The 19671-nt window shown below is 72.1% G+C and carries 17 protein-coding genes; 9 read left to right on the forward strand and 8 right to left on the reverse strand.

Features of this window, described 5'->3' with window-relative positions; translation table 11 throughout:
• The 3 genes from ACFYV5_RS22470 to ptsP all read left to right on the forward strand — a co-directional run.
• On the forward strand, positions 1–270 hold a 270-nt coding region (locus tag ACFYV5_RS22470; RefSeq protein WP_355111597.1), incomplete at its 5' end, for a hypothetical protein.
• Between the two features lie 251 nt (positions 271–521).
• On the forward strand, positions 522–971 hold the full coding sequence (locus ACFYV5_RS22475; RefSeq protein WP_389171146.1) for a PTS glucose transporter subunit IIA: 450 nt from the start codon (positions 522–524) through the stop codon (positions 969–971).
• An 83-nt stretch (positions 972–1054) separates the two neighbouring features.
• Positions 1055–2725, forward strand: coding sequence for a phosphoenolpyruvate--protein phosphotransferase (gene ptsP / locus ACFYV5_RS22480; RefSeq protein WP_389171149.1), 1671 nt, complete (start codon positions 1055–1057; stop codon positions 2723–2725).
• A gap of 66 nt (positions 2726–2791) precedes the next feature.
• Here ptsP and ACFYV5_RS22485 read toward each other — a convergent pair whose 3' ends face one another.
• Together ACFYV5_RS22485 and ACFYV5_RS22490 are read right to left on the reverse strand one after the other, a co-directional pair.
• Positions 2792–3688 carry a hypothetical protein gene (locus ACFYV5_RS22485; protein ID WP_389171152.1) on the reverse strand — a complete coding sequence of 299 codons (897 nt, stop codon included), beginning with the start codon at positions 3686–3688 and terminating at the stop codon, positions 2792–2794.
• A gap of 22 nt (positions 3689–3710) precedes the next feature.
• The gene (locus ACFYV5_RS22490; RefSeq protein WP_389171155.1) at positions 3711–4973 is read right to left on the reverse strand and encodes an MFS transporter; all 1263 of its coding nucleotides are present in this window, start codon (positions 4971–4973) and stop codon (positions 3711–3713) included.
• Between the two features lie 46 nt (positions 4974–5019).
• Between ACFYV5_RS22490 and ACFYV5_RS22495 the strand changes: the two genes are divergently transcribed.
• Positions 5020–6339: an aminotransferase class I/II-fold pyridoxal phosphate-dependent enzyme gene (locus tag ACFYV5_RS22495; protein ID WP_389171158.1), complete on the forward strand. Its 1320-nt coding sequence runs from the start codon at positions 5020–5022 to the stop codon at positions 6337–6339.
• A 30-nt stretch (positions 6340–6369) separates the two neighbouring features.
• Here the strand turns inward: ACFYV5_RS22495 and ACFYV5_RS22500 are convergent, their stop codons facing one another.
• Positions 6370–8340 (reverse strand): acetoacetate--CoA ligase, encoded by a 1971-nt coding sequence (locus ACFYV5_RS22500; RefSeq protein WP_389171161.1) that lies wholly within the window; start codon positions 8338–8340, stop codon positions 6370–6372.
• Between the two features lie 213 nt (positions 8341–8553).
• On the opposite strand from ACFYV5_RS22500, the gene ACFYV5_RS22505 reads away from it, so the two are divergent.
• Positions 8554–10911 carry a glycoside hydrolase family 31 protein gene (locus ACFYV5_RS22505; RefSeq protein ID WP_389171164.1) on the forward strand — a complete coding sequence of 786 codons (2358 nt, stop codon included), beginning with the start codon at positions 8554–8556 and terminating at the stop codon, positions 10909–10911.
• Positions 10912–10959: 48 nt separating this feature from the next.
• Here the strand turns inward: ACFYV5_RS22505 and ACFYV5_RS22510 are convergent, their stop codons facing one another.
• Positions 10960–11469 (reverse strand): NUDIX domain-containing protein, encoded by a 510-nt coding sequence (locus ACFYV5_RS22510; RefSeq protein ID WP_389171167.1) that lies wholly within the window; start codon positions 11467–11469, stop codon positions 10960–10962.
• 59 nt (positions 11470–11528) lie between these two features.
• On the opposite strand from ACFYV5_RS22510, the gene ACFYV5_RS22515 reads away from it, so the two are divergent.
• The 3 genes from ACFYV5_RS22515 to ACFYV5_RS22525 all read left to right on the forward strand — a co-directional run bounded on the left by ACFYV5_RS22515 (position 11529) and on the right by ACFYV5_RS22525 (position 14156).
• The gene (locus ACFYV5_RS22515) at positions 11529–12338 is read left to right on the forward strand and encodes a M15 family metallopeptidase (RefSeq protein WP_389171170.1); all 810 of its coding nucleotides are present in this window, start codon (positions 11529–11531) and stop codon (positions 12336–12338) included.
• Positions 12339–12501: 163 nt separating this feature from the next.
• A complete protein-coding gene (locus tag ACFYV5_RS22520) occupies positions 12502–12972 on the forward strand; it encodes a zinc ribbon domain-containing protein (protein WP_355111610.1) in 471 nt (156 codons plus the stop codon).
• Positions 12969–14156 carry a lipid-transfer protein gene (locus ACFYV5_RS22525; protein ID WP_389171173.1) on the forward strand — a complete coding sequence of 396 codons (1188 nt, stop codon included), beginning with the start codon at positions 12969–12971 and terminating at the stop codon, positions 14154–14156. The genes ACFYV5_RS22520 and ACFYV5_RS22525 overlap by 4 nt, the downstream gene beginning before the upstream one ends.
• 63 nt (positions 14157–14219) lie before the next feature.
• Here the strand turns inward: ACFYV5_RS22525 and ACFYV5_RS22530 are convergent, their stop codons facing one another.
• The 4 genes from ACFYV5_RS22530 to ACFYV5_RS22545 form a co-directional block, all read right to left on the reverse strand.
• A complete protein-coding gene (locus tag ACFYV5_RS22530) occupies positions 14220–14828 on the reverse strand; it encodes an ATP/GTP-binding protein (protein WP_355111614.1) in 609 nt (202 codons plus the stop codon).
• Positions 14809–15222 carry a DUF742 domain-containing protein gene (locus tag ACFYV5_RS22535; protein ID WP_389171924.1) on the reverse strand — a complete coding sequence of 138 codons (414 nt, stop codon included), beginning with the start codon at positions 15220–15222 and terminating at the stop codon, positions 14809–14811. The genes ACFYV5_RS22530 and ACFYV5_RS22535 overlap by 20 nt, the downstream gene beginning before the upstream one ends.
• Before the next feature lie 142 nt (positions 15223–15364).
• Entirely contained in the window at positions 15365–15805 is a 441-nt protein-coding gene (locus ACFYV5_RS22540; RefSeq protein ID WP_355111615.1) for a roadblock/LC7 domain-containing protein, read from the reverse strand.
• Positions 15802–18609: a nitrate- and nitrite sensing domain-containing protein gene (locus tag ACFYV5_RS22545; protein WP_389171927.1), complete on the reverse strand. Its 2808-nt coding sequence runs from the start codon at positions 18607–18609 to the stop codon at positions 15802–15804. The genes ACFYV5_RS22540 and ACFYV5_RS22545 overlap by 4 nt, the downstream gene beginning before the upstream one ends.
• A gap of 451 nt (positions 18610–19060) precedes the next feature.
• Between ACFYV5_RS22545 and ACFYV5_RS22550 the strand changes: the two genes are divergently transcribed.
• Positions 19061–19555 carry a hypothetical protein gene (locus ACFYV5_RS22550; protein ID WP_389171177.1) on the forward strand — a complete coding sequence of 165 codons (495 nt, stop codon included), beginning with the start codon at positions 19061–19063 and terminating at the stop codon, positions 19553–19555.
• Positions 19556–19671 lie beyond the last annotated feature (116 nt).

Below are 19671 nucleotides of genomic sequence, written 5' to 3' on the forward strand. Positions count from 1 at the left end.
TCAACTAATCTGGCGTTGATTTTTGGCACGCTGTTGAGTTCTCAAGGAACGGACGCTTCCTTTGTACTCACCCTCTCGGGCTTTCCTCCGGGCTTCCCTTCGGTCTTTCGTGTTTCCAGCTTAGCAGATCCGTTTTCCGTTTCTGCCACCCGCTGGAGCGGGCTTGCCGTTTCAGGAATTTGCTTTTCGCTTTCCCTTGCGGCGGGGTCAAACACTACCAGGCTTTTTCGCTCCCCCCGACCACCCCTCCGCAGGCATGCAGAGGTGTAGACCACTGGGGTTAGGATCTGGCTTGATAGGTGCTGCCGACCGCGACTCAAAGCCGCGTTGGGGTCAGGCAGGAGTACGACAGTACATCCCACCGTCAGTAGAGGCAAACCGTTTCCGTGTAGTCCCTAGGTCCGCCAACTGGTACGTCTCATGCGGAACTAGGACTTCTCATGACTTACGCTTCTCAACAGTACGCCGTCCAGGACAGGTAGTGACGGCGCCACACAATCTCCGCCCCTGGGAGGCTTCCCATGACCACCGTGACGTCGCCGCTTGCTGGACGCGCCATCGGTCTCGCCGCTGTACCCGACCCGGTCTTCTCCGGCGCGATGGTCGGTCCCGGTACCGCCATCGATCCCGTACGTGAGCCGTCGGAGGCCGTGTCTCCGGTCGACGGCGTCATCGTCTCTCTGCACCCGCACGCGTTCGTCGTCGTCGACGCCTTGGGGCACGGTGTGCTGACCCACCTCGGGATCGACACCGTTCAGCTCAACGGGCAGGGCTTCGAGCTGCTCGTCAACAAGGGCGACACCGTGACGTGCGGACAGGCCGTCGTGCGCTGGAACCCGGTCGATGTCGAGGCCGCGGGCAAGTCCCCCATTTGCCCCGTCGTAGCCCTGGAGGCCACGGCCGACGCCCTCGGCGACGTCCGCGAGGACGGCGACGTGAAGTGCGGCGACCCGCTCTTCAGCTGGCGCTGACGTCGGCGTCGTCCTCGTGACGACCACGAGTTCGACATTCAACGCGGCGGCCAGGTGCCGCCGCTCTATCGGAGACGGGTGAGATGGAGACAACGCTGCGAGGCGTCGGCGTCAGCCACGGAGTGGCGATCGGCGAGGTTCGGCACATGGGTACGGCGGTTCTCGAGCCGCCGGCCAAGCAGATTCCCGCCGAGGAGGCGGAGCGCGAACAGGGGCGCGCCCGCCAGGCCGTGGAAGCTGTGGCTGCCGACCTGATTGCGCGCGGCAATCTGGCCGGGGGCGAGGCCCAGCATGTGCTGGAGGCCCAGGCGATGATCGCCCAGGACCCGGAGCTCATCGCCGATGTCGACCGTCGGATCGCGGTCGGCAGCACGGCCGAGCGCGGTATCTACGACGCGTTCTCCCACTATCGCGAGCTGCTCGCGGGCGCCGGCGAGTACATGGCCGGGCGCGTCGCCGACCTCGACGACGTGCGGAACCGTATCGTCGCCCGCCTGCTGGGCGTGCCGATGCCGGGTGTGCCGGACAGCGACGAGCCGTACGTACTGATCGCGCGGGATCTCGCTCCCGCGGACACGGCGCTGCTCGACCCGACGCTGGTCCTCGGCTTCGTGACCGAGGAGGGCGGGCCGACCAGCCACAGCGCGATTCTCGCGCGGGCGCTCGGTGTGCCGGCCGTGGTGGCTCTGCCGGGTGCGGGCGAGATCGGTGAGGGCACGGTGATCGCGGTGGACGGTTCCACCGGGGAGATCTTCGTGAACCCGACGCAGGAGAGGAAGGCGCAGCTGGCGGCGGCCGCTGCCGAGCGCAAGGCCGCGCTCGCCGCGTCCAGTGGTCCGGGTGCGACCTCGGACGGGCACAAGGTGCCGCTGCTCGCCAATGTCGGCGGTCCGGCGGACGTGCCGGCCGCGGTGGAGGCCGGGGCCGAGGGTGTCGGTCTGTTCCGTACGGAGTTCCTCTTCCTGGACGACAGCAGGAAGGCTCCGTCGGAGGAGAAGCAGATCGAGGCGTACCGCAAGGTTCTCGAGGCGTTCCCCGAGGGTCGTGTGGTCGTGCGGGTGCTGGATGCCGGTGCGGACAAGCCGCTCGACTTCCTGACGCCGGCGGACGAGCCGAACCCGGCTCTGGGTGTGCGCGGGCTGCGGACGCTGCTCGACCACCCGGAGGTGCTGCGGACCCAGCTGACCGCGCTGGCGAAGGCAGCCGCGGGTCTGCCGGTGTACCTCGAGGTCATGGCGCCGATGGTGGCGGACCGTACGGACGCAAAGGCGTTCGCCGACGCGTGCCGTGAGGCGGGGCTGCAGGCGAAGTTCGGCGCGATGGTGGAGATTCCCTCCGCGGCTCTGCGGGCGCGTTCGATCCTGCAGGAGGTGGAGTTCCTGTCGCTGGGCACCAATGACCTGGCTCAGTACACCTTCGCCGCCGACCGTCAGGTGGGCGCGGTGTCGCGGCTGCAGGACCCGTGGCAGCCGGCGCTGCTCGACCTCGTGGCGCTGTCCGCCGAGGCGGCCAAGGCCGAGGGCAAGAGCTGTGGTGTCTGTGGTGAGGCTGCTGCGGATCCGCTGCTGGCCTGTGTGCTGACGGGTCTGGGTGTCACCTCCCTGTCGATGGGTGCCGCGTCGATTCCGTATGTGCGGGCGACGCTCGCGAAGTACACACTGGCGCAGTGCGAGCGGGCCGCGGCTGCGGCTCGCGCGGCGGACACGGCCGACGAGGCCCGCGTGGCCGCGCAGGCGGTGCTGTCCGGGGAGTGATCCCGGGTCGCTTTGAGGGTGCCAAGGGGCTCCCCGTCACGAAGGTGGCGGGGAGCCCCTTCGTCGTCAGTGGTGGGTGGGTCGGTCGTCGTCCTCGGGGGCGAGGGCGAAGCCGGCGCGGTAGTCGACATGGGGTTCGGGTGGGAGGGGTTCTCCGGTGCGGGCGTCGGTGCAGTAGGCGCTGAAGACCTCGGCTTCGGTGAGGGCGTGCAGGGTGCCATGGGTGAGGCGCCAGCCGTGGAGGCGGTCGCGTGCCCCGGGGTTCGAGGTGCGCAGGACGACTCCTCCGGGGCTGTCGAGGGCGATGCCGGCGGCGAGGACGGTCGCGAATTCGGCTGCCGCGTCGCTGTCGAGGTGGGCCGGCCCGTATCCGTCGCGGGTGGCGTGGAGGACCGCGAGGAGTTGTTCGTCGGCCGCGGCGACGCTGCAGACGAGGTGGTGGGTGCCCGGGCCGGCTGCTTCGAGGAGGCGCGTGAGCAGGTGGGACGCCTGGTCGAAGGCGGCCCGGCCGATGTCCTGTCCACAGTCGGCGCAGGTGCCGGTGTCGGTGAGGAGCATCGTGGCGTACTCCCAGGTGGCGTGGCGGACCGCCGTGTCGATGAGGGTGGGGACGAGGGTGGTCATGGGCTGGCCGGTGTAGGCGATGCGGGGGCTGGTGGCGGCCAGTTCGGCGGTGTAGCGGCTTCGGCTGGCCGGTCGGTCGGGGTCGAGGCCGGTGTCCTCGCAGAACTGGGCGTACTCCTCGGGGTCGAACAGGGCGACGGTGGTGTGGCCGCCCTGGGCGGCGAGTGCCTTGAGCAGGCCCTCGATCTGGCGGAGGTAGGCCGGGTGGTCGTCGAAGGCGAAGGTGTCGTACCGGCGCATGGCGGTGAAGTCGTCCTCGTCGGCGAGGAGGCCGACGGTGCTGGGGACTTCGCGCCGCAGGGCGCGGCGCAGGGATGTGGTGGTGCCGGGTCGTGTCATGTCTCCCCCTGAGCTCTGTCGATCAGTGCTCACTCACCGTAACCGGCGCCACTGACAGTGACCGTTTGGTGAGGTGGTGGCGGACGAGGCGGTGCTGGCCGGCGCAGGTGGCGACGAGCCCGACGCCGAGGAGGGGCCAGGCGAGGGGGCCTGCCGCGATGACCCCGGTGAGCAGGAGGGGGCCGGCGAAGCGCTGGGTGGCGGCGGCGAGGCCGTGGACGCCGAGGTAGGCGCCTTGGGCCTCGTCGGCGGCGAGGGCGACGGAGAGTTCCCAGGAGGCCGTGGCGTGGATGATCTCGGCGAAGGTGAGGGCGATGGCCGCCATGACCAGGGCGGTGATGGCGACGGCCGGTCCGTCGACGGCCGATGCGGCGAGGGCGAGGGTGCCGGCGACGAAGAGGCAGGCGAGGGGGACGAGGAGGCGACGGGCGGCGGCTGTGGTGGCGCCGAAGCGGGCCAGGGGGACCTGGAAGAGGACGACGAGGACGCTGTTGAGGACGAGCAGCAGGGGGGCGAGGCCGACGGGGGCGTCGGTGGCGTGGACGATCCAGAGCGGCATGGCGACCTGGAGGATCGTGTCGTGGAGGCCGAGTCCGGCCTCGGTGGCGGTGAAGAGCAGGTAGGTGCGGTCGCGCCAGGGGTTGGCGGGCTTGCCGGTGGGCCCCTCGGTGGTGGAGTCGGCCGCGATGCGGGAGGGCGCCGGTGGTTCGGCGCAGCGCAGGGTGAGGGCGGCCATCACGACGTACGTGAGGACGTTGCCGAGAAGCAGGAGCTGGAAGGCGGTGCTGGTGGCGACGGAGAGGGCGGCCGCGGCGCCGAGGCCGCCGAAGGCCCATCCGAGGTTGGAGACGGTCCGGTTGATGGCCTGGTAGCGGACGCGTTCGGAGCCGGCGACGCGGGCGGCGTAGAGCTTGGTGAGGACGTTGGTCGCGCGGTCGGGGAGGGCGCCGATGGCCGAGTAGAGGACCAGGAGGGCGTAGTGGTCGGTGGTGAGGAGGGCGAGGAGGGCCGCGGCGCGCAGGAGTTGGGTGCCAATAAGAACGCGGGTGAGGGGGAAGCGGTCGGCGAGGCATCCGGCGAGGGGTGCGCCGGCGATGCCGACGCCTCCGGAGATGCCGACGAGGAGGCCGACCTGGGCGATGCCGAGGCCGGAGACGTAGGTGAAGTAGAGGGCGATCGAGGTGGCCCAGAGGCCGGTGCCGCACTTGTCGATGAAGCCGATGACGAGCATCCGGCGGCCGTCGACACCTCCCGGGATGCGTTTCTTCCACGATGAGCGGCTCACTCGGTCCCCCTTGACTTCACTTTTGTATTGATACATAGTTCAGTACGTGGCAACACAATATTCGATCGTGGGGACGACGGCCAAGGGAATTGCCGCGTCCGTGGAGCAGGGTGTGGCCGAGGGCGGGCTCGGGCCGGGGGACGCGCTGCCTCCGGTGCGGCGGCTCGCGGACGAGCTCGGAGTCAGTCCGGGCACGGTCGCCACCGCGTACAAGGAGCTGCGGCAGCGTGGCGTCGTGATGACGCGCGGCCGGGGCGGGACGGTGGTCGCGGCGATGCCGTCGGTGGCCTCGCGCCGGCCACCGCGGGTCCCGGCCGGTCTGGTGGATCTGGCGGGTGGTCATCCGGACCCGGCGTTCCTGCCGGATCTGCGGCCGCCGACGCTGGTGAGACCGGTGTACGGGTCCCATCGCGCGGCGCCCCGCCTGGCGGCGCTGGAGGAGCTGACCCGGGCCTGGTTCGAGCGGGACGGGGTGCCGGCCGAGCATGTGACGTTCGCGCACGGGGCGCTGGACTGCATCGCGCGCCTGCTCTCGACGGAGCTGCGGCCGGGGGACGCGGTGGCGGTGGAGGACCCGGGGTTCCACCATCTGTTGGACCTGGTGCCGGCCTTGGGGCTGCGCATGGTGCCGGTCGCCGTGGACGGCCATGGCCTCGTACCGGATGCCCTGCGGTCGGCGCTGCGGGCCGGGGTGCGGGCGGTGGTGTGCAGCCCGCGGGGACAGTGTCCGACGGGTGCGTACGTCAGCGGGGCGCGGCGGGACGAACTGGTCGCGGTGCTGCGGGAGTTCCCGGAGGTCCTCGTCGTCGAGGACGACCACAACGCGGACGTCGCGGGGGCTCCGGCGCATACGCTGGCGGCGGCCGGCCTCGAGCGGTGGGCGCAGGTGCGGACCGTGTCGAAGCATCTGGGCATCGACCTGAGGTGGGCCGGGCTCGCGTGTGACGCGGCGACGCTGGCCCGGCACGACGGCCGGATGCTGATGACGTCCGGCTGGGTCAGTCACGTCCTGCAGGAGACGGTGGCCGACTTGCTCGGGGACCGGGCGGTGGCGGAGCTGGTGGCCGCGGGCGCGGCGGCGTACACCTCGCGGCGTACGGCGCTGATCGACGCGCTGGCGGGCCACGGCGTCGCGGCGACGGGGGCGAGCGGGCTGAACGTGTGGGTGCCGGTGCGGGACGAGTCGGCGGTGGTCAACGGGCTGCGGACGCGCGGCTGGTGGCTCGCGGCCGGGGCGCGGTTCCGTATCGCGTCGCCGACGGCGGTGCGGATCACGACGGCGACGCTGGGGGCGGAGGCGTCGGGGCGGTTGGCGGCGGACTTCGCGGAGGTGCTGGGCGAGTCCCAGGCGACGTACGGGGGGTAGGGGGACTCCCCCGCCCCCCGCCGGTTCACGTCACGTGGCCCGGTTCCTGGCCAGCTTCTCGTAGAAGGCGAGCAGCTCGAGGTTGTCGACCGAGCCCGGGTTGACCGCCTTGGACATCGGGGTGCCCTGGAGGAGGCGCTTGACCGGGACCTCGATGCGCTTGCCCGTGAGGGTGTGGGGGACGCCGGGGACCTCGATGATGTCGTCGGGGACATGGCGCGGGGAGAGTTCGGTGCGGATCGTCCGCTTGATGCGGGCGATCAGCGCGTCGTCCAGGGTCGCGCCCTCCGCGAGGTGGACGAAGAGCGGCATCCAGTACCCGCCGTCCGGCTCCTCGATGCCGATGACGAGGGATTCGCGGATCTCCGGGAGGCGTTCGACGGCCTCGTAGATGTCCGCGCTGCCCATCCGTACGCCCTGGCGGTTCAGGGTGGAGTCCGAGCGGCCGTGGATGACGACCGAGCCGCGGTCCGTGATCGTGATCCAGTCGCCGTGGCGCCAGACGCCCGGGAACATCTCGAAGTAGCTGTCGCGGTAGCGGCTGCCGTCGGGGTCGTTCCAGAAGTGGATCGGCATGGACGGCATCGGGTTGGTGACGATCAGTTCGCCGACCTCGCCGATCAGCGGCTTGCCGGAGGGGTCCCAGGACTGCAGGTCCGTGCCGAGTCCGGCGGCCTGGAGCTCGCCGATGTGGACGGGGAGGGTCGGGACGGCTCCCGCGAAGCAGGAGCAGACGTCCGTGCCGCCGCTGACGGAGGCGATCCAGAGATCTTCGCGGACCTCGTCGTGCAGCCACTGGAAACCGTCGGGCGGGAGCGGCGAGCCGGTGGTGGCGACGCACCTGATCGCCGAGAGGTCGAAGTCCCGGGCCGGGTGGACGTCGGCCTTGGAGCAGGCCATGACGTACGCGGCGGAGGTGCCGTACAGCGTCGCCCCGGTCCGTTCGGCGACCCGCCACTGGGCGCCGGTGTCGGGGTAGCCGGGGCTGCCGTCGTAGATGACGACGGTGGTGCCGGTGAGCAGGCCGGAGACGAGGAAGTTCCACATCATCCAGCCGGTGGAGGTGTACCAGAAGAACACGTCCTCGGGGCCCAGATCGCAGTGCAGGCCGAGCTGCTTGACGTGCTCGATCAGGATGCCGCCCTGGGACTGCACGATCGCCTTGGGCAGGCCCGTCGTGCCGGAGGAGTACAGCACCCACAGCGGGTGGGAGAACGGCACCTGCTCGAAGACCGGCTCCACGTCGGCCGTCGTGAGGTCCGACCAGGCGAGCGCTCCCTCGGGGGGCTCGGTGCCGAGCAGCGGGATGTGGACGACGGCACGGAGGGTGGGGAGTTCGGCGCGCAGTTCGGCGACGGTCTCGCGGCGGTCGTGCTCCTTGCCGCCGTAGCGGTAGCCGTCGACGGTGAACAGGACGACCGGTTCCACCTGCTGGAAGCGGTCGAGGACGCTGCGTGCGCCGAAGTCGGGGGCGCAGGAGGTCCACACCGCGCCGACGGCGGCCGTGGCGAGGAGGGCGGTGACGGCCTCGGGGATGTTGGGGAGATAGCCGCTGACGCGGTCGCCGGGGCGGACCCCCAGGGCGCGGAGCTCGGCGGCGAGCGAGCCGACCTGCCGGCGCAGCGCGGCCCAGGTGATCGGGCGTGGCTCATGTGTCTCGTCCACATGGAGCAGGGCAGGCTCGTGGGGACGCTCGGCCGCGGCGCGCAGGGCGTGCTCGGCGTAGTTGAGGGTGGCTCCCGGGAACCACTCGGCGCCGGGCATCGAGCGGTCGCCGAGGACGCGCTCGTACGGGGTGGAGAAGCGGATGTCGAACCACTCGGCGACGGCCTGCCAGAACGACTCCAGCTCGTCCACCGACCAGCGGTGCAGGGCCGGGTATCCCCCCTCGGCCGGGGCTCCGTGGCGCTCGGCGGCCCAGGACTGGAAACGGGTGACCGCCGCGGCGGCGATGCGTTCCTCGTCCGGCTGCCAAAGCGGCTCGGTGTGCGCTGATGTCATGGGGCGGCTCCTGGGCGTACGCGGGGTCTGCGTGTGTCACGCGCACGTGCGGGGTGTGCGCGTGACGCGGCTGACAGGGACGATGCCATGGGAGCGGCTTTCGCACCAGGGTTCCCCGCCCATGGTCGGGCAGCTGAATATGTGGTCCCACCACGGGTGAACGGCAGTTGAACGAACCTCGCGCGCGGCCTGCCGAATGGCAGGCTGAGCAGCATGGACGGTCGTGAGCTGGTGCGTTCGGTGAGGGTGTTCGGATCGGTGCAGGGATTGCGGGCGGTGCGTGCGGCGTGGCGGCAGCGCCGGGCGGACGCGTGGGGGCTGCCGCCGAGAGGGACGGAGCGGGCCCGGGTGCCGGGCCAGGTCGACGCGGCGGAGCCGATGCCGGGCGGGGGGATCGTCCGGTTCGCCCGTTCCGAGCTGCGGATCAGCGTGTCGGCGGGAGGGACGGTCTTCTGGGGCTGGGACGGCGCCGGGCCGCTCCCGTCGTACGCGGTGGCCGGTGAGCCGCCCGAGCCGGACCCGCGGGCCTTTCTCGAGCCGGACACCGACGGCGGCTGGCGGGTGGTGTCGGAACGGGTGACGGTCGCGGTGTCCCGGCACGGGGCGGTGGAGGTCCGCACCCCTGGTGGCGTGATGCTGCGCCGGGATCTGCCGCCGCGCTGGTGGGAGCCGGTCGCGGGCGGGCCCGCGCGCTGGGTGCAGCGCAGCGAGGTGCCCCCGGACGCGCGGTTCTTCGGGCTCGGCGGGCGGGCGTCGGGGCCGCGGCTGCGCGACGGTTCGTACCGGCTGTGGAACACCGACCCGAGGGGCAGCTTCTCCCCCGGCGACGATCCGCTGTACATCACGATGCCGGTGCAGTTCGTCGTCGCGGACGCGGGCACGCATCTGGCCTTCCACGACAACTCCTGGGACGGCCGGGTCACGCTCACCGAAGGTGAGGAGGGCGCGGGTTCCGGGCACGACCGGCCGGGGACCAGCGAGGTACGGATGGGGGGCGGGCCCCTTCGCTGCTGGGTGGTGGCCGGCACCACCCCCGCGCGCGTGCTGCACGGCTGGGCGGCGCTGACGGGGGCGCCCGCGCTGCCGCCGTCCTGGGCCCTGGGTCCGCAGCACGCGCGCTGGGGGTTCGGCAGCGAGCGGGAGGTGCGGCGGGTGGTGGCCGGCTACCGCGAGCGGGGACTCCCGCTGTCCGTGCTGCATCTGGACATCGACCACCACGACGCGCACCAGGTGTTCACGGTGGACCGCGAACGGTTCCCCGATCTGCCGGGGCTCGCGGCCGAGCTGCGCGAGCAGGGCGTACGGCTGGTGTCGATCGTGAATCCCGCGGTGCGGGCGGAGCCGGGGAACGCGGTGTACGACAGCGGGACGGCGGTCGGCGCGTTCGTCCGCGACGCGCGCGGGAAGGAGGTCCAGGGCGTGGTCTGGCCGGGCGAGTGCGCCTATCCGGACTTCACCGATCCGGCGGTACGGGAGTGGTGGGGCGGACTCTACGAGGAGCGGCTCGCGCAAGGCTTCTCCGGGTTCTGGCACGACATGAACGAGCCGGTCTCCTTCTCCCCCTTCGGGGACCCGACGCTGCCGCGCTCGTCCCGGCACGCGCTCGACGGGCGGGGCGGCGACCACCGCGAGGCGCACAACGTGTACGGGCTGACGATGGCGCGGGCCGGGTACGAGGGGCTGCGCCGGCTGCGGCCGGACGAGCGGCCGTTCCTCTTCTCCCGCTCGGGCTGGGCGGGGATGCAGCGGTACGGCGGGACCTGGTCCGGCGACGTGTCGACCGGGTGGCCGGGGCTGCGGGCGTCGCTGTCGCTGGTTCTGGGGCTCGGTCTGTGCGGGGTGCCGTACTCGGGGCCGGACGTCGGTGGCTTCGACGGGAGTCCGTCGCCGGAGCTGTTCCTGCGGTGGTTCCAGCTGGGGGCGTGGCTGCCGCTGTTCCGTACGCACGCGGCGATCGACGCGGGGCGGCGTGAGCCGTGGGAGTTCGGGCCCGAGGTCCTGGAGCACGCGCGCGTGGCGCTCGCCGAGCGGGAGCGGATGCGGCCGTACTTCGTCACGCTGGCCCAGCTCGCCCGGCTGACCGGGGCGCCGTACGTCCGGCCGGTGTGGTGGGGCGCTCCGGAGGACCGGGCTCTGCGGGACTGCGAGGACGCGTTCCTGCTCGGCGACGCGCTGCTCGTGGCGCCGGTGCTCGCCCGGGGCGCCGACCGGCGCGCGGTACGGCTGCCGCGCGGGCGCTGGTACGACACGGCGACAGGGCAGGCGTACGAGGGGCCGGGGCAGGTCCTCCTCGACGCGCCCCCGTCCCGCATCCCGGTGCTGGCGCGTGCGGGATCGGTGATTCCGGTGCGGGGTGCGGACGGGGGTCTGGAGCTGGAGGTGTGGGCGCCTGCGGCCGGACGGACGGGTGGCGGCCTCGTCGTACGGGACACCGGGGACGGGTGGGAACCGGCCGAGATCGAGCGGTACGCGTCGCGGCTCGTGGACGGCCGGGTGGTGGTGGAGCGGCTGACGGACGCGGGGGCGGAGCAGGCGGCGCTTCCGGTGCGGGTGCGGGGGCTGTCGGGGTGACGGTCTCCGCTTCCCGTGCGGCTGCGGGGGACGTCGGAGTGACCGGCCTCAGCGGGCGGAGGCGTACCGTCCGTCGAACCAGCGTCGTACCGCCTCTGTGTGCAGGGGGAAGGCCAGTTCCTCCGGGGCGTGGAGGAGGTGCCGGCCGGTGGTCTCGTCCGTCGCGACGGACGGCGGCAGTTCGGCGGCCGGGCGGTGCGGGAGCAGGCCGAAGAGGAGAAGGTGCCCGGCCGGGGAGCTGAGCGCGTCGGCGAGGCGCACGTCCTCCGCCGGCGCCTCGATCCCCGTCTCCTCGCGCAGCTCGCGGACGACGGCGTCGCGCCAGTCCTCGGTGTGGTCGATGAAGCCTCCGGGCAGCGCGACGCCGCCCTTGGCGGGTTCGATCGAGCGGGTGATGACGACAAGTCCGGTTCCCCGTACGTCCGTCACGGGGAGCAGGGCGACGGCGACGGGCAGCGGGTTGCGGTAGGCGACGGAGCCGCAGGTGGTGCACCGGCGGGGCCAGGCGGCGGGCTCGGCGTAACGGGTGCCGCAGGCGGAGCAGTAGGTGTCCTTCACGGGCAGGACCGTATGCGATCACCCTTTCCCGCGCCTCCCGGAACTGATAGACGGTGCACATGACAGGACTTGCTTCCGTTTTCCGTACGCTCGGTGTGCTCGCGGCCGCCGGTCTGCTCGCCGCCACCGCGGCCGTACCGTCCGCGCGGGCCACGCCGGAGCCGAAGGCCCCGAAGGAGTTCGTGGCGCTGAGCTCGGTGGACCGGACGATCATTCAGGAGATGCGCTACACCACGGAGCACAACTTCGTGGGCGAGGCGGTCGACGGCTACCGCCAGCCGCTGTGCATCCTGACGCGTCCCGCCGCCGAGGCGTTGCATCGCGCCCAGGTGAAGCTGCTCGCGCGCGGCTATTCGCTGAAGGTCTACGACTGCTACCGGCCGCAGCGGGCCGTCGACCACTTCGTCCGCTGGGCGAAGGACCTCGAGGACGAGCGGATGAAGAAGGAGTTCTATCCACTGGTCGACAAGTCGAGGCTGTTCGCGGACGGTTACATCGCGGAGAAGTCGGGGCACAGCCGCGGTTCGACGGTCGACGTGACAATCGTGCGGCTGCCGGCCGCGCCGACCCGGCCCTACGTGCCGGGCGAGGAACTGGTGGAGTGCTACGCCCCGCGGGCCGAGCGCTTCCCCGACAACTCCGTCGACATGGGCACGGGCTTCGACTGCTTCGACACGCTGTCGCACACCGAGGATCCGCGGATCCAGGGCGCGCAGCGGGCGAACCGGCAGCTTCTGAAGGGGACGCTGGCGGAGCAGGGATTCGTGAACCTGCCCGAGGAGTGGTGGCACTTCACGTTCAAGCCGGAGCCGTTCCCGGGCACCTTCTTCGACTTCCCGGTGGCGCGGCGGTCGGTGGCCGGTCACTGACGGGCGCGAGGTGACGGGCGGCCGGGGCCACCCCCGTGGGTCCCGGCCGTCCGTTCCGTACGTAGGGACGCGGTAAAGGCCCTGACGGTTCTCAGCGCACGGGATCCGTGGCAGACTCCTGACGCTTCGTCAGGTTCTGTCGATCTCGGTGTGAGGGGGTGTCGTGACACGGACGCGCAGGCCGGTGGTGGCCGGATGGTTCACGGACGACAGTGAGGAAGGGGACTTCCGGCTCCTCGGGACCCGGTGCACGGCCTGCGCCTCGGTCTTCTTCCCCCGCGAGGACTCCTGGTGCCGCAACCCCGGGTGCCCGGGCGGCGGAGAGCTCGTCGAGGCCCCGCTCTCCCGGCGTGGCCGCGTGTGGTCGTACACCGACGGCCGCTACCGTCCGCCCGCGCCCTACGTCTCCGACCCGGACGCGCCCTGGGAGCCGTACACGCTGGTGGCGGTGGAGCTGGCGGCCGAGGCGATGGTGGTGCTGGGGCAGGCGGCGCCCGGGGTGCGGACCGCGGACCTCGCCGTCGGTATGGAGGTGGAGGTGGTGCCGGGAGTCCTGAACGAGGACGACGCGCACATCTGGACCACCTGGCACTGGCGGCCGGTCCACGCGCGCGTGGCGGAGGAGCGGTCATGAACGACATCGCCGTCCTGGGGGCCGGGATGCACCCGTGGGGCAAGTGGGGGCGCAGTTTCGTCGAGTACGGGACCGTGGCGGCCCGGGCGGCTCTCGCGGACGCCGGGCTGAGCTGGCGGGACGTCGGTTCGGTGGTCGGGGCCGACACCGTGCGGTGCGGATATCCGGGTTACGTGGCGGGGGCGACGTTCGCCCAGGCGCTGGGGTGGCAGGGGGCGCGCGTCACCAGCGTGTACGCGGCCTGTGCCTCCGGGGCGCAGGCGGTCAGCACCGCGCGGGCCCAGATCCTCGCCGGACTGGCGGACGTGGTGCTCGTGGTCGGCGCGGACTCGGCGCCCAAGGGCTTCTTCGCCCCGGCGGGCGGGGAGCGGCCCGACGATCCGGACTGGCTGCGGTTCCGGGTCGTCGGGGCGACCAATCCGGCGTACTTCGCGCTCTACGCCCGCCGCCGGATGGCCCTGTACGGGGACACGGTGGAGGACTTCGCCCAGGTCAAGGTGAAGAACGCGGCGGCCGGAGCGCTCAATCCGCTCGCGCGCTACCGCACGGCGGTCAGCGCCGAGGAGGTCGCGGCCTCGACCGTCGTCGCCGACCCGCTGCGGCTGCTCGACATCTGCGCCACCTCGGACGGGGGCGCGGCGCTGGTGCTCTCCAGCATGGAGTTCGCCCGCCGGCACGGGCGCCCGGACCCGGTCCGTATCCGGGCGGTCTCCACTGTCACACCGACGTACCCGAAGGCGGTCCTCGACCTTCCCGACATCGCGACGGACTCCGCGCTCGCCGCCTCCCCCGCGCCGCACACCTTCCGTGCGTCGATCGCGCGGGCCGCCTACGAGGAGGCGGGGCTGGGGCCCGAGGATCTGTCACTGGCGGAGGTGTACGACCTGTCGACCGCGCTGGAACTGGAGTGGTACGAGGACATCGGTCTGTGCGCCGCCGGCGAGGGCGCGAAGCTGGTACGGGAGGGGGTCACGGCGCTCGGGGGCCGCCTCCCGGTCAACACCAGTGGGGGCCTGGGATCCTTCGGCGAGGCCGTGCCCGCCCAGGCCGTCGCGCAGGTCTGCGAGCTCACCTGGCAGTTGCGGGGCACGGCCGGCGGCCGCCAGGTGCCCGGGGCGCGGGCCGGGATCACCGCGAACCAGGGGTTGTTCGGGCACGGGTCGGCGGTGGTGGCGGTGCGCTGACGGGCGCCCGCCAGCCCGTGTGCCAGCCGGGGCGGGGCCCGCCCCGGCTGATGGCGCCCGGTGTCAGGTGGGGACGGGGGCGGGGCGGCGCTGGTCCGCCAGGACCAGCGCGTGCTCCACGACGGCCACGAGGACGTTCTTCACGGACTCCCGGTCACGCGCGTCGCACATCAGCAGTTCGACCTCGGGGTCGAGGTCGAGTGCCCCGCGCACGGTCTCGGCCGGGAACCGGCGGGCGCCTTCGAAGCAGTTGACCGCCACCGTGAACGGGATGCCGCGCCGCTCGAAGTAGTCGATCGCCGCGAAGCTGTCCTCCAGGCGACGGGTGTCCGCCAGCACGATCGCCCCGAGCGCCCCCTGGGCCAGTTCGTCCCAGAGGAACCAGAAGCGGTCCTGGCCCGGCGTGCCGAAGAGGTACAGGACCAGGTCCTCGCGGAGGGTGATCCGCCCGAAGTCCATCGCGACCGTGGTGGTCGACTTGGTCTCGACCCCGTGGAGATCGTCGACGGGCCGGCCGGCCTCGCTCAGGATCTCCTCGGTGCGCAGCGGTCTGATCTCGCTGACGGCGCCGACCAGCGTCGTCTTGCCCACTCCGAAGCCACCCGCGACCAGGATCTTCAGGGTCACCGGTTCGACGAGCGGCTTCTTGCGGCTAGAGCGCCCGAAGGCCATTGATCACCTCGCGGAGAATGCTCACGTCCGGCAGCTCGGCCGGCGGAACGGGGCGGGTCACATGGACGAGTTCGTCCTCGACGAGATCGCCGACGAGGACGCGGACGACGCCGACGGGGAGGTCGAGTCCGGCGGCGAGTTCGGCGATGGACTGGGGTGTGTCCGAGCAGCGTTCGACGATCTCCACGTGTTCCGGGGAGAGGGTCTGGTCACGGCCGGGATCGTCCGCGGCGGGCTCGGGGACCACCACGGCGATCAGGTCAAGGCGATGACGGGTGGCGGCGCTGGTCCGGCCGCGGGTCATCGCGTACGGACGGACCACCGGCCCGGCCTCGTCGTCGAACCAGTGGTGGGCCGGGCCCGGCCCGCGGTCTCGCGGGTGGGCGTCGGTCATGCCGTCGGTCGTTGCGTCGGTCAGGCCGTCGGACGTGCGGTCGGTCGTTGCGTCGGTCGTTGCGTCGGTCAGGCCGACGGACGTGCGGTCGGTCCTGCGGTCGGTCGTGCCGTCAGTGCCTTCTCTCATGGTGTCCCCCCACTCACCCTCCGGCGGACGGTCCGGAGCGCGGGGCCGTCGCGAGGTGGGCGCCGACCCTCTTGACCATCAGTGTCATCTCGTAGGCGACCTGGCCGACGTCCGAGTCGGCGTCCGCGAGGACGGCGAGGCAGCTCCCGTCCCCCGCCGCCGTGACGAAGAGGAACGCGTCCTCCAGCTCCACGACGGTCTGCCGGACCCCTCCCGCCTCGAAGTGGCGGCCGACGCCCTTGGCGAGGCTGTGGAAGCCGGAGGCGACGGCGGCGAGGTGCTCGCCGTCCTCACGGGTCAGCTCCGCGGAGGCACCGGTGGGGAGTCCGTCGCTGGAGAGCACCAGAGCCTTGCGGATGGACGCGACCCGCTGGACCAGCTCGTCGAGGAGCCAGTTCAGCTCGCCGTTGCCGTTTCCGGAGGTGTTGAGTGCTGCGGCGTTCGGTGCGGTCATCGACCGTCCCCCTCGGGTGTCGTTCCTGGTGCTGTCGTCTCGGCGTTCTGCCGTCGTCCGCGCTGCCAGCCGCGCTGCATGGACGCCATGCGACTGCGCACCTCCTCGGCATCGCGCTCGAAGTCCGTGTCGGCGGCGGTGGAGCCCGTGGACGCCTTGTCGCCGGCGCGTTCGCCCGTCTCCCGAAGCTGGGGCGCGAGGCTCGCCTGCCGCACCCGGCGGGGCAGCCCGCCGAACTCCGCGGGGCTGTGCGGCGGTACGCGACCGTCGGCCGGGGCCGGACCGTCCGACCGGGCCGGGCCGTCGGCGGGGAAGGGTCCTTCGGGCGGTACGGGTACGAGCGTGGGCGGCGTCGGCTTCCGGTCCTCGCGCCCCCGCGCGGCGGAGGGGTGGGCACGCCCCGGCTCGTCGATCCGGCGGCCGTGGTCGACGACGAGCGTCGGCGGGCGGCGCCGGGGCAGCGGCACGGGGCCGCGCTCGGACTCACGGTCGAGACCTTGGTCGAGGGCCTGGTCGCGCGTCTCGTCGTGCGTCGGGTCCGGCATCTGCTGGTGCGGCTCGGCGCCGGGGGCCGACGCGAGCCCGCGGCGGCGGCCACGGGGGCGGAACAGGCCTCCTCGTTCGCTCTCGGTGTCCTCCAGGTCCCCGGCGGACGGACCGAGCGGGCCGAGCAGGGACTCGAAGCCGGAGGTGCCGAGGGGCGGTTCGAGCTCGACGGGCCCGTCGAGCGGTCCGTCGAGGAGCGAGGAGACCGCGGAACGCGTGGATCCGGTGCCCCGGGGCGCGCCGCCCGGCACCTTGGTGAGAGCGGGACGGCGACCCGGCTGCTCGGCGGCGCCCCTCTCCCGCTCCGCGAGCCCGCGGTCCAGGGTCTTGCGGTCCAGGCGGAAGCCCGCGCCCTGCGTCTCGGGCGCGTCGGTGAGCAAGGCGGCCGGGATGAAGACGACCGCGGTGGTCCCCCCGTACGGCGAGGGCTGCAGCGAGACGCGGACATTCTGGCGCTGGGCGAGCCGGCTGACCACGAAGAGGCCGAGGCGGTCGGTGTCGGAGAGCTCGAACTCCGGGGTCTCCGCGAGCCGGAGGTTGGCGTCGAGCAGCGCGTCGGGGTTCATGCCGAGGCCCCGGTCGTGGATCTCGAGGGTGAAGCCGTTGGCGACCCGCTCGCCGAGCACCTGGACCGCGGTGTGCGGGGGCGAGAACACCGTGGCGTTCTCCAGGAGTTCCGCGATGAGGTGGGTGAGGTCGGCGACGGCGGGGCCGCCCACGCCGAGGCGGGGCAGGCGGCGCACCTCGATCCGCTCGTAGTCCTCGACCTCGGCGACCGCCGCCCGGACGACGTCCATGAGCTGGACGGGCTTGCGCCACTGGCGAGAGGGGGCGGCGCCGGAGAGGATCACGAGGCCCTCGGCGTGGCGGCGCATGCGCGTGGTCATGTGGTCGAGCCGGAAGAGGTCGGCCAGCTCCTCGGTGTCCTCGGTACGCCGTTCCATGGTGTCGAGGAGGGTGAGCTGGCGGTGCAGCAGCACCTGGTTGCGGCGGGCCAGGTTGACGAAGACCTCGGAGACGCCGCGTCGCATGTCGGCCTGCTTCACGGCGGCCTCGACGGCGGCCCGCTGCAAGGTGTTGAGGGCCTGGCCGACCTGGCCGACCTCGTCCTCCTCGTACCGCAGGTGCGGCACCTCGGTCTCGACGTCGACGTGTTCGCCGGCGGCGAGGCGGCGCATGACGCTGGGCAGGCGTACGCCGGAGACCTCCTGGGCCTCTTTGCGGAGCCGGCTCAGGTCACGGACGAGTTCCCGGCCGACGCGGACGGAGACGATCAGGGAGACGAGCAGGGCGAGGAAGCCGAGGACACCGGCGACGCCGGCCTTGAGCAGCACGCTGTAGGCGGCGGGCTGGACGCGCTCCTGGTAGCGGTCGCCCGCGGCGGTGTTCTCCCGCGCGAGGTCGTCGAGGACCGGGTCGGCCCGCTCCTCCCAGCGCTCCGCGGTGATCGCGCGCGGGTTCTTGGTGGGACCCGCGGCGATCAGGGCTTCCTCGGCACGGCGCAGCGGCTCGGTGTCGGGGCTGCCCCAGTACTTCTCGAACTTCTCGCGCTCGACGGTGGGCAGGACCTCGAGGTTCACCTCGTAGAACTGCTTGCGGTGGGCGACGAGGTCGGTGACCGCGCGGAGCTCCTGGGCCGTGACGCGTCCGGAGATGAGCGCGGAGACGACCAGGGCGTCCTCGCGGGAGAGCATCTCGCGGCCGCGGACGATGCCGACGAGGGCACGGCCCTGCTTGTCCATCTCCACGTTCTCGAGCGCGTGGAGGGTCATGAGGAAGCTGTAGCAGGGATCGACCAGGCGGTTGTAGAAGTCGAGGGCCTGCATGCGGCCGATGCTGCGGTTCTCCACGGAGCGCCGGAGCGCGTCGAGGCCGTCCAGTGCGGTCAGCAGCGATTCGAGTCGCTGCGAGGCGAGGGGCCGCATCTCGTCCCGTACCCCGGAGTCCGCGGCGTTCCGGCGGATGAGGGCGATCTGGCGGTCGGTGGCCTCGCGTTGCTCGCGGAGGGTGGTGAGGGAGTCCGAGGCGCGAGGATCGGCCAGATAGATCAGCGACTGGCGGCGTTCCTTCTGGATGACACGGGCGGTGTCCTCGATGGGGTAGCCGACCTTCTCGACGATGTAGCCGACGTCGAGGAGTTGGTCGGCCTCGCGGCCGGTGAGGACCGTCGCGAAGCCCCAGAGACCGGTGAGGGAAACGAGCGGTACCAGCAGCAACGCCACGATCTTCCGGCGGATGGACTTCCCGCGAAAGCGCATGGCCTCCCCCAGTTCGGCCTCCACCCGGCGCGGAGGTCCTCCTTTGCGACGCGTGGCGTCAACACACAGCGTCAACACATGGCGTCAACCATCAGCTTCGACAAACGGCTTCGACGGACAGTTTCAACAAACGGCGGCGCGAGCCTACTACTGCATCACAGCCAACTCGAAGGCACATCCGGACGATTTTCAGCCTGTCGAGTGAGCCTTGATCATGAGATGTCCTGGTATTCGCGGAGTTGGCATTCGCCACTGTGGCGCAGGACACCTGGCGGTGCCCCGGGCCTGCGGCTACGGCGGATGGCCTGAACTGTTCGTTCCGGTACGAACATGGGGAAACCTTTTCGCTCCGTCGAGCGTCATTGTGTGCGGGGAGGGGTGTGTCCGTGTAAAGCCGCTCAAGACGGGCAACCGCCCCTGAGGACGGGTCTGCGGTGGGGAGTGACGAACGATGGTGCACGAGGCGCGACCGGCACGGCAGTTGTGGGTGGAGGACGAGAGGGGCCGGCGCCGGATGCCGGACCCGGTGCGCGCCGCCGCCGTGCGGGCCGTGCTGCTCACGTCGGTGACGCTCATACAGGCGACGATGGCCTTCTTCTTCGCGGTCACGAACTCCTGGCTGGCGTTTCCGCTGCTGCTCACCTCGGTGGGCAGCACGGTCGTGGCGACGTGGAGTGTGCTCGATGTGTGGGTGACGCGTCAGGTGTGGCGGCAGCGGAACGGTGTGGTGTCGGAGCCGAGCAGTACGGCGCGCCAGCTGCGGCGCGAGCGGCGCCGGGCGCGGAAGGCCGCGCAGGTTCCGGGCGGCGATCCGGCTCCGGGGGCGGCGGGCATACGACAGGGCGCGGAGGCGGCGCGGGACGAACGCCCGGCGCGAGGCGAGCAGCCGGCGCGGGCTGAGGCGCCCAAGCGGACGGAGGCGCACGCGCTGTCCGATGCCGCCTGAGGCGGTAGCCGGGGTGGCCGGAGCCGGGTTGGCCGGAGCCGGGCGGCGGGCGCCGCGGTAGGAGCGTCGAGGAACGGCCCGGACCCTTCGCGGGGTCCGGGCCGTTCGTCGTCTCA

The organism is Streptomyces sp. NPDC003035, from assembly GCF_042888285.1.
GTDB lineage: Bacteria > Actinomycetota > Actinomycetes > Streptomycetales > Streptomycetaceae > Streptomyces.

Coding starts and splice junctions, on each gene's coding strand:
- ACFYV5_RS22500 (WP_389171161.1), bottom strand. CDS start 8,340: ATGACATCAGCGCACACCGAGCCGCTTTGGCAGCCGGACGAGGAACGC.
- ACFYV5_RS22545 (WP_389171927.1), bottom strand. CDS start 18,609: ATGCGCTTTCGCGGGAAGTCCATCCGCCGGAAGATCGTGGCGTTGCTG.
- ACFYV5_RS22525 (WP_389171173.1), top strand. CDS start 12,969: ATGAACGACATCGCCGTCCTGGGGGCCGGGATGCACCCGTGGGGCAAG.
- ACFYV5_RS22475 (WP_389171146.1), top strand. CDS start 522: ATGACCACCGTGACGTCGCCGCTTGCTGGACGCGCCATCGGTCTCGCC.
- ACFYV5_RS22550 (WP_389171177.1), top strand. CDS start 19,061: ATGGTGCACGAGGCGCGACCGGCACGGCAGTTGTGGGTGGAGGACGAG.
- ACFYV5_RS22530 (WP_355111614.1), bottom strand. CDS start 14,828: ATGGCCTTCGGGCGCTCTAGCCGCAAGAAGCCGCTCGTCGAACCGGTG.
- ACFYV5_RS22515 (WP_389171170.1), top strand. CDS start 11,529: ATGACAGGACTTGCTTCCGTTTTCCGTACGCTCGGTGTGCTCGCGGCC.
- ACFYV5_RS22485 (WP_389171152.1), bottom strand. CDS start 3,688: ATGACACGACCCGGCACCACCACATCCCTGCGCCGCGCCCTGCGGCGC.
- ACFYV5_RS22540 (WP_355111615.1), bottom strand. CDS start 15,805: ATGACCGCACCGAACGCCGCAGCACTCAACACCTCCGGAAACGGCAAC.
- ptsP (WP_389171149.1), top strand. CDS start 1,055: ATGGAGACAACGCTGCGAGGCGTCGGCGTCAGCCACGGAGTGGCGATC.
- ACFYV5_RS22505 (WP_389171164.1), top strand. CDS start 8,554: ATGGACGGTCGTGAGCTGGTGCGTTCGGTGAGGGTGTTCGGATCGGTG.
- ACFYV5_RS22535 (WP_389171924.1), bottom strand. CDS start 15,222: ATGACCGACGCCCACCCGCGAGACCGCGGGCCGGGCCCGGCCCACCAC.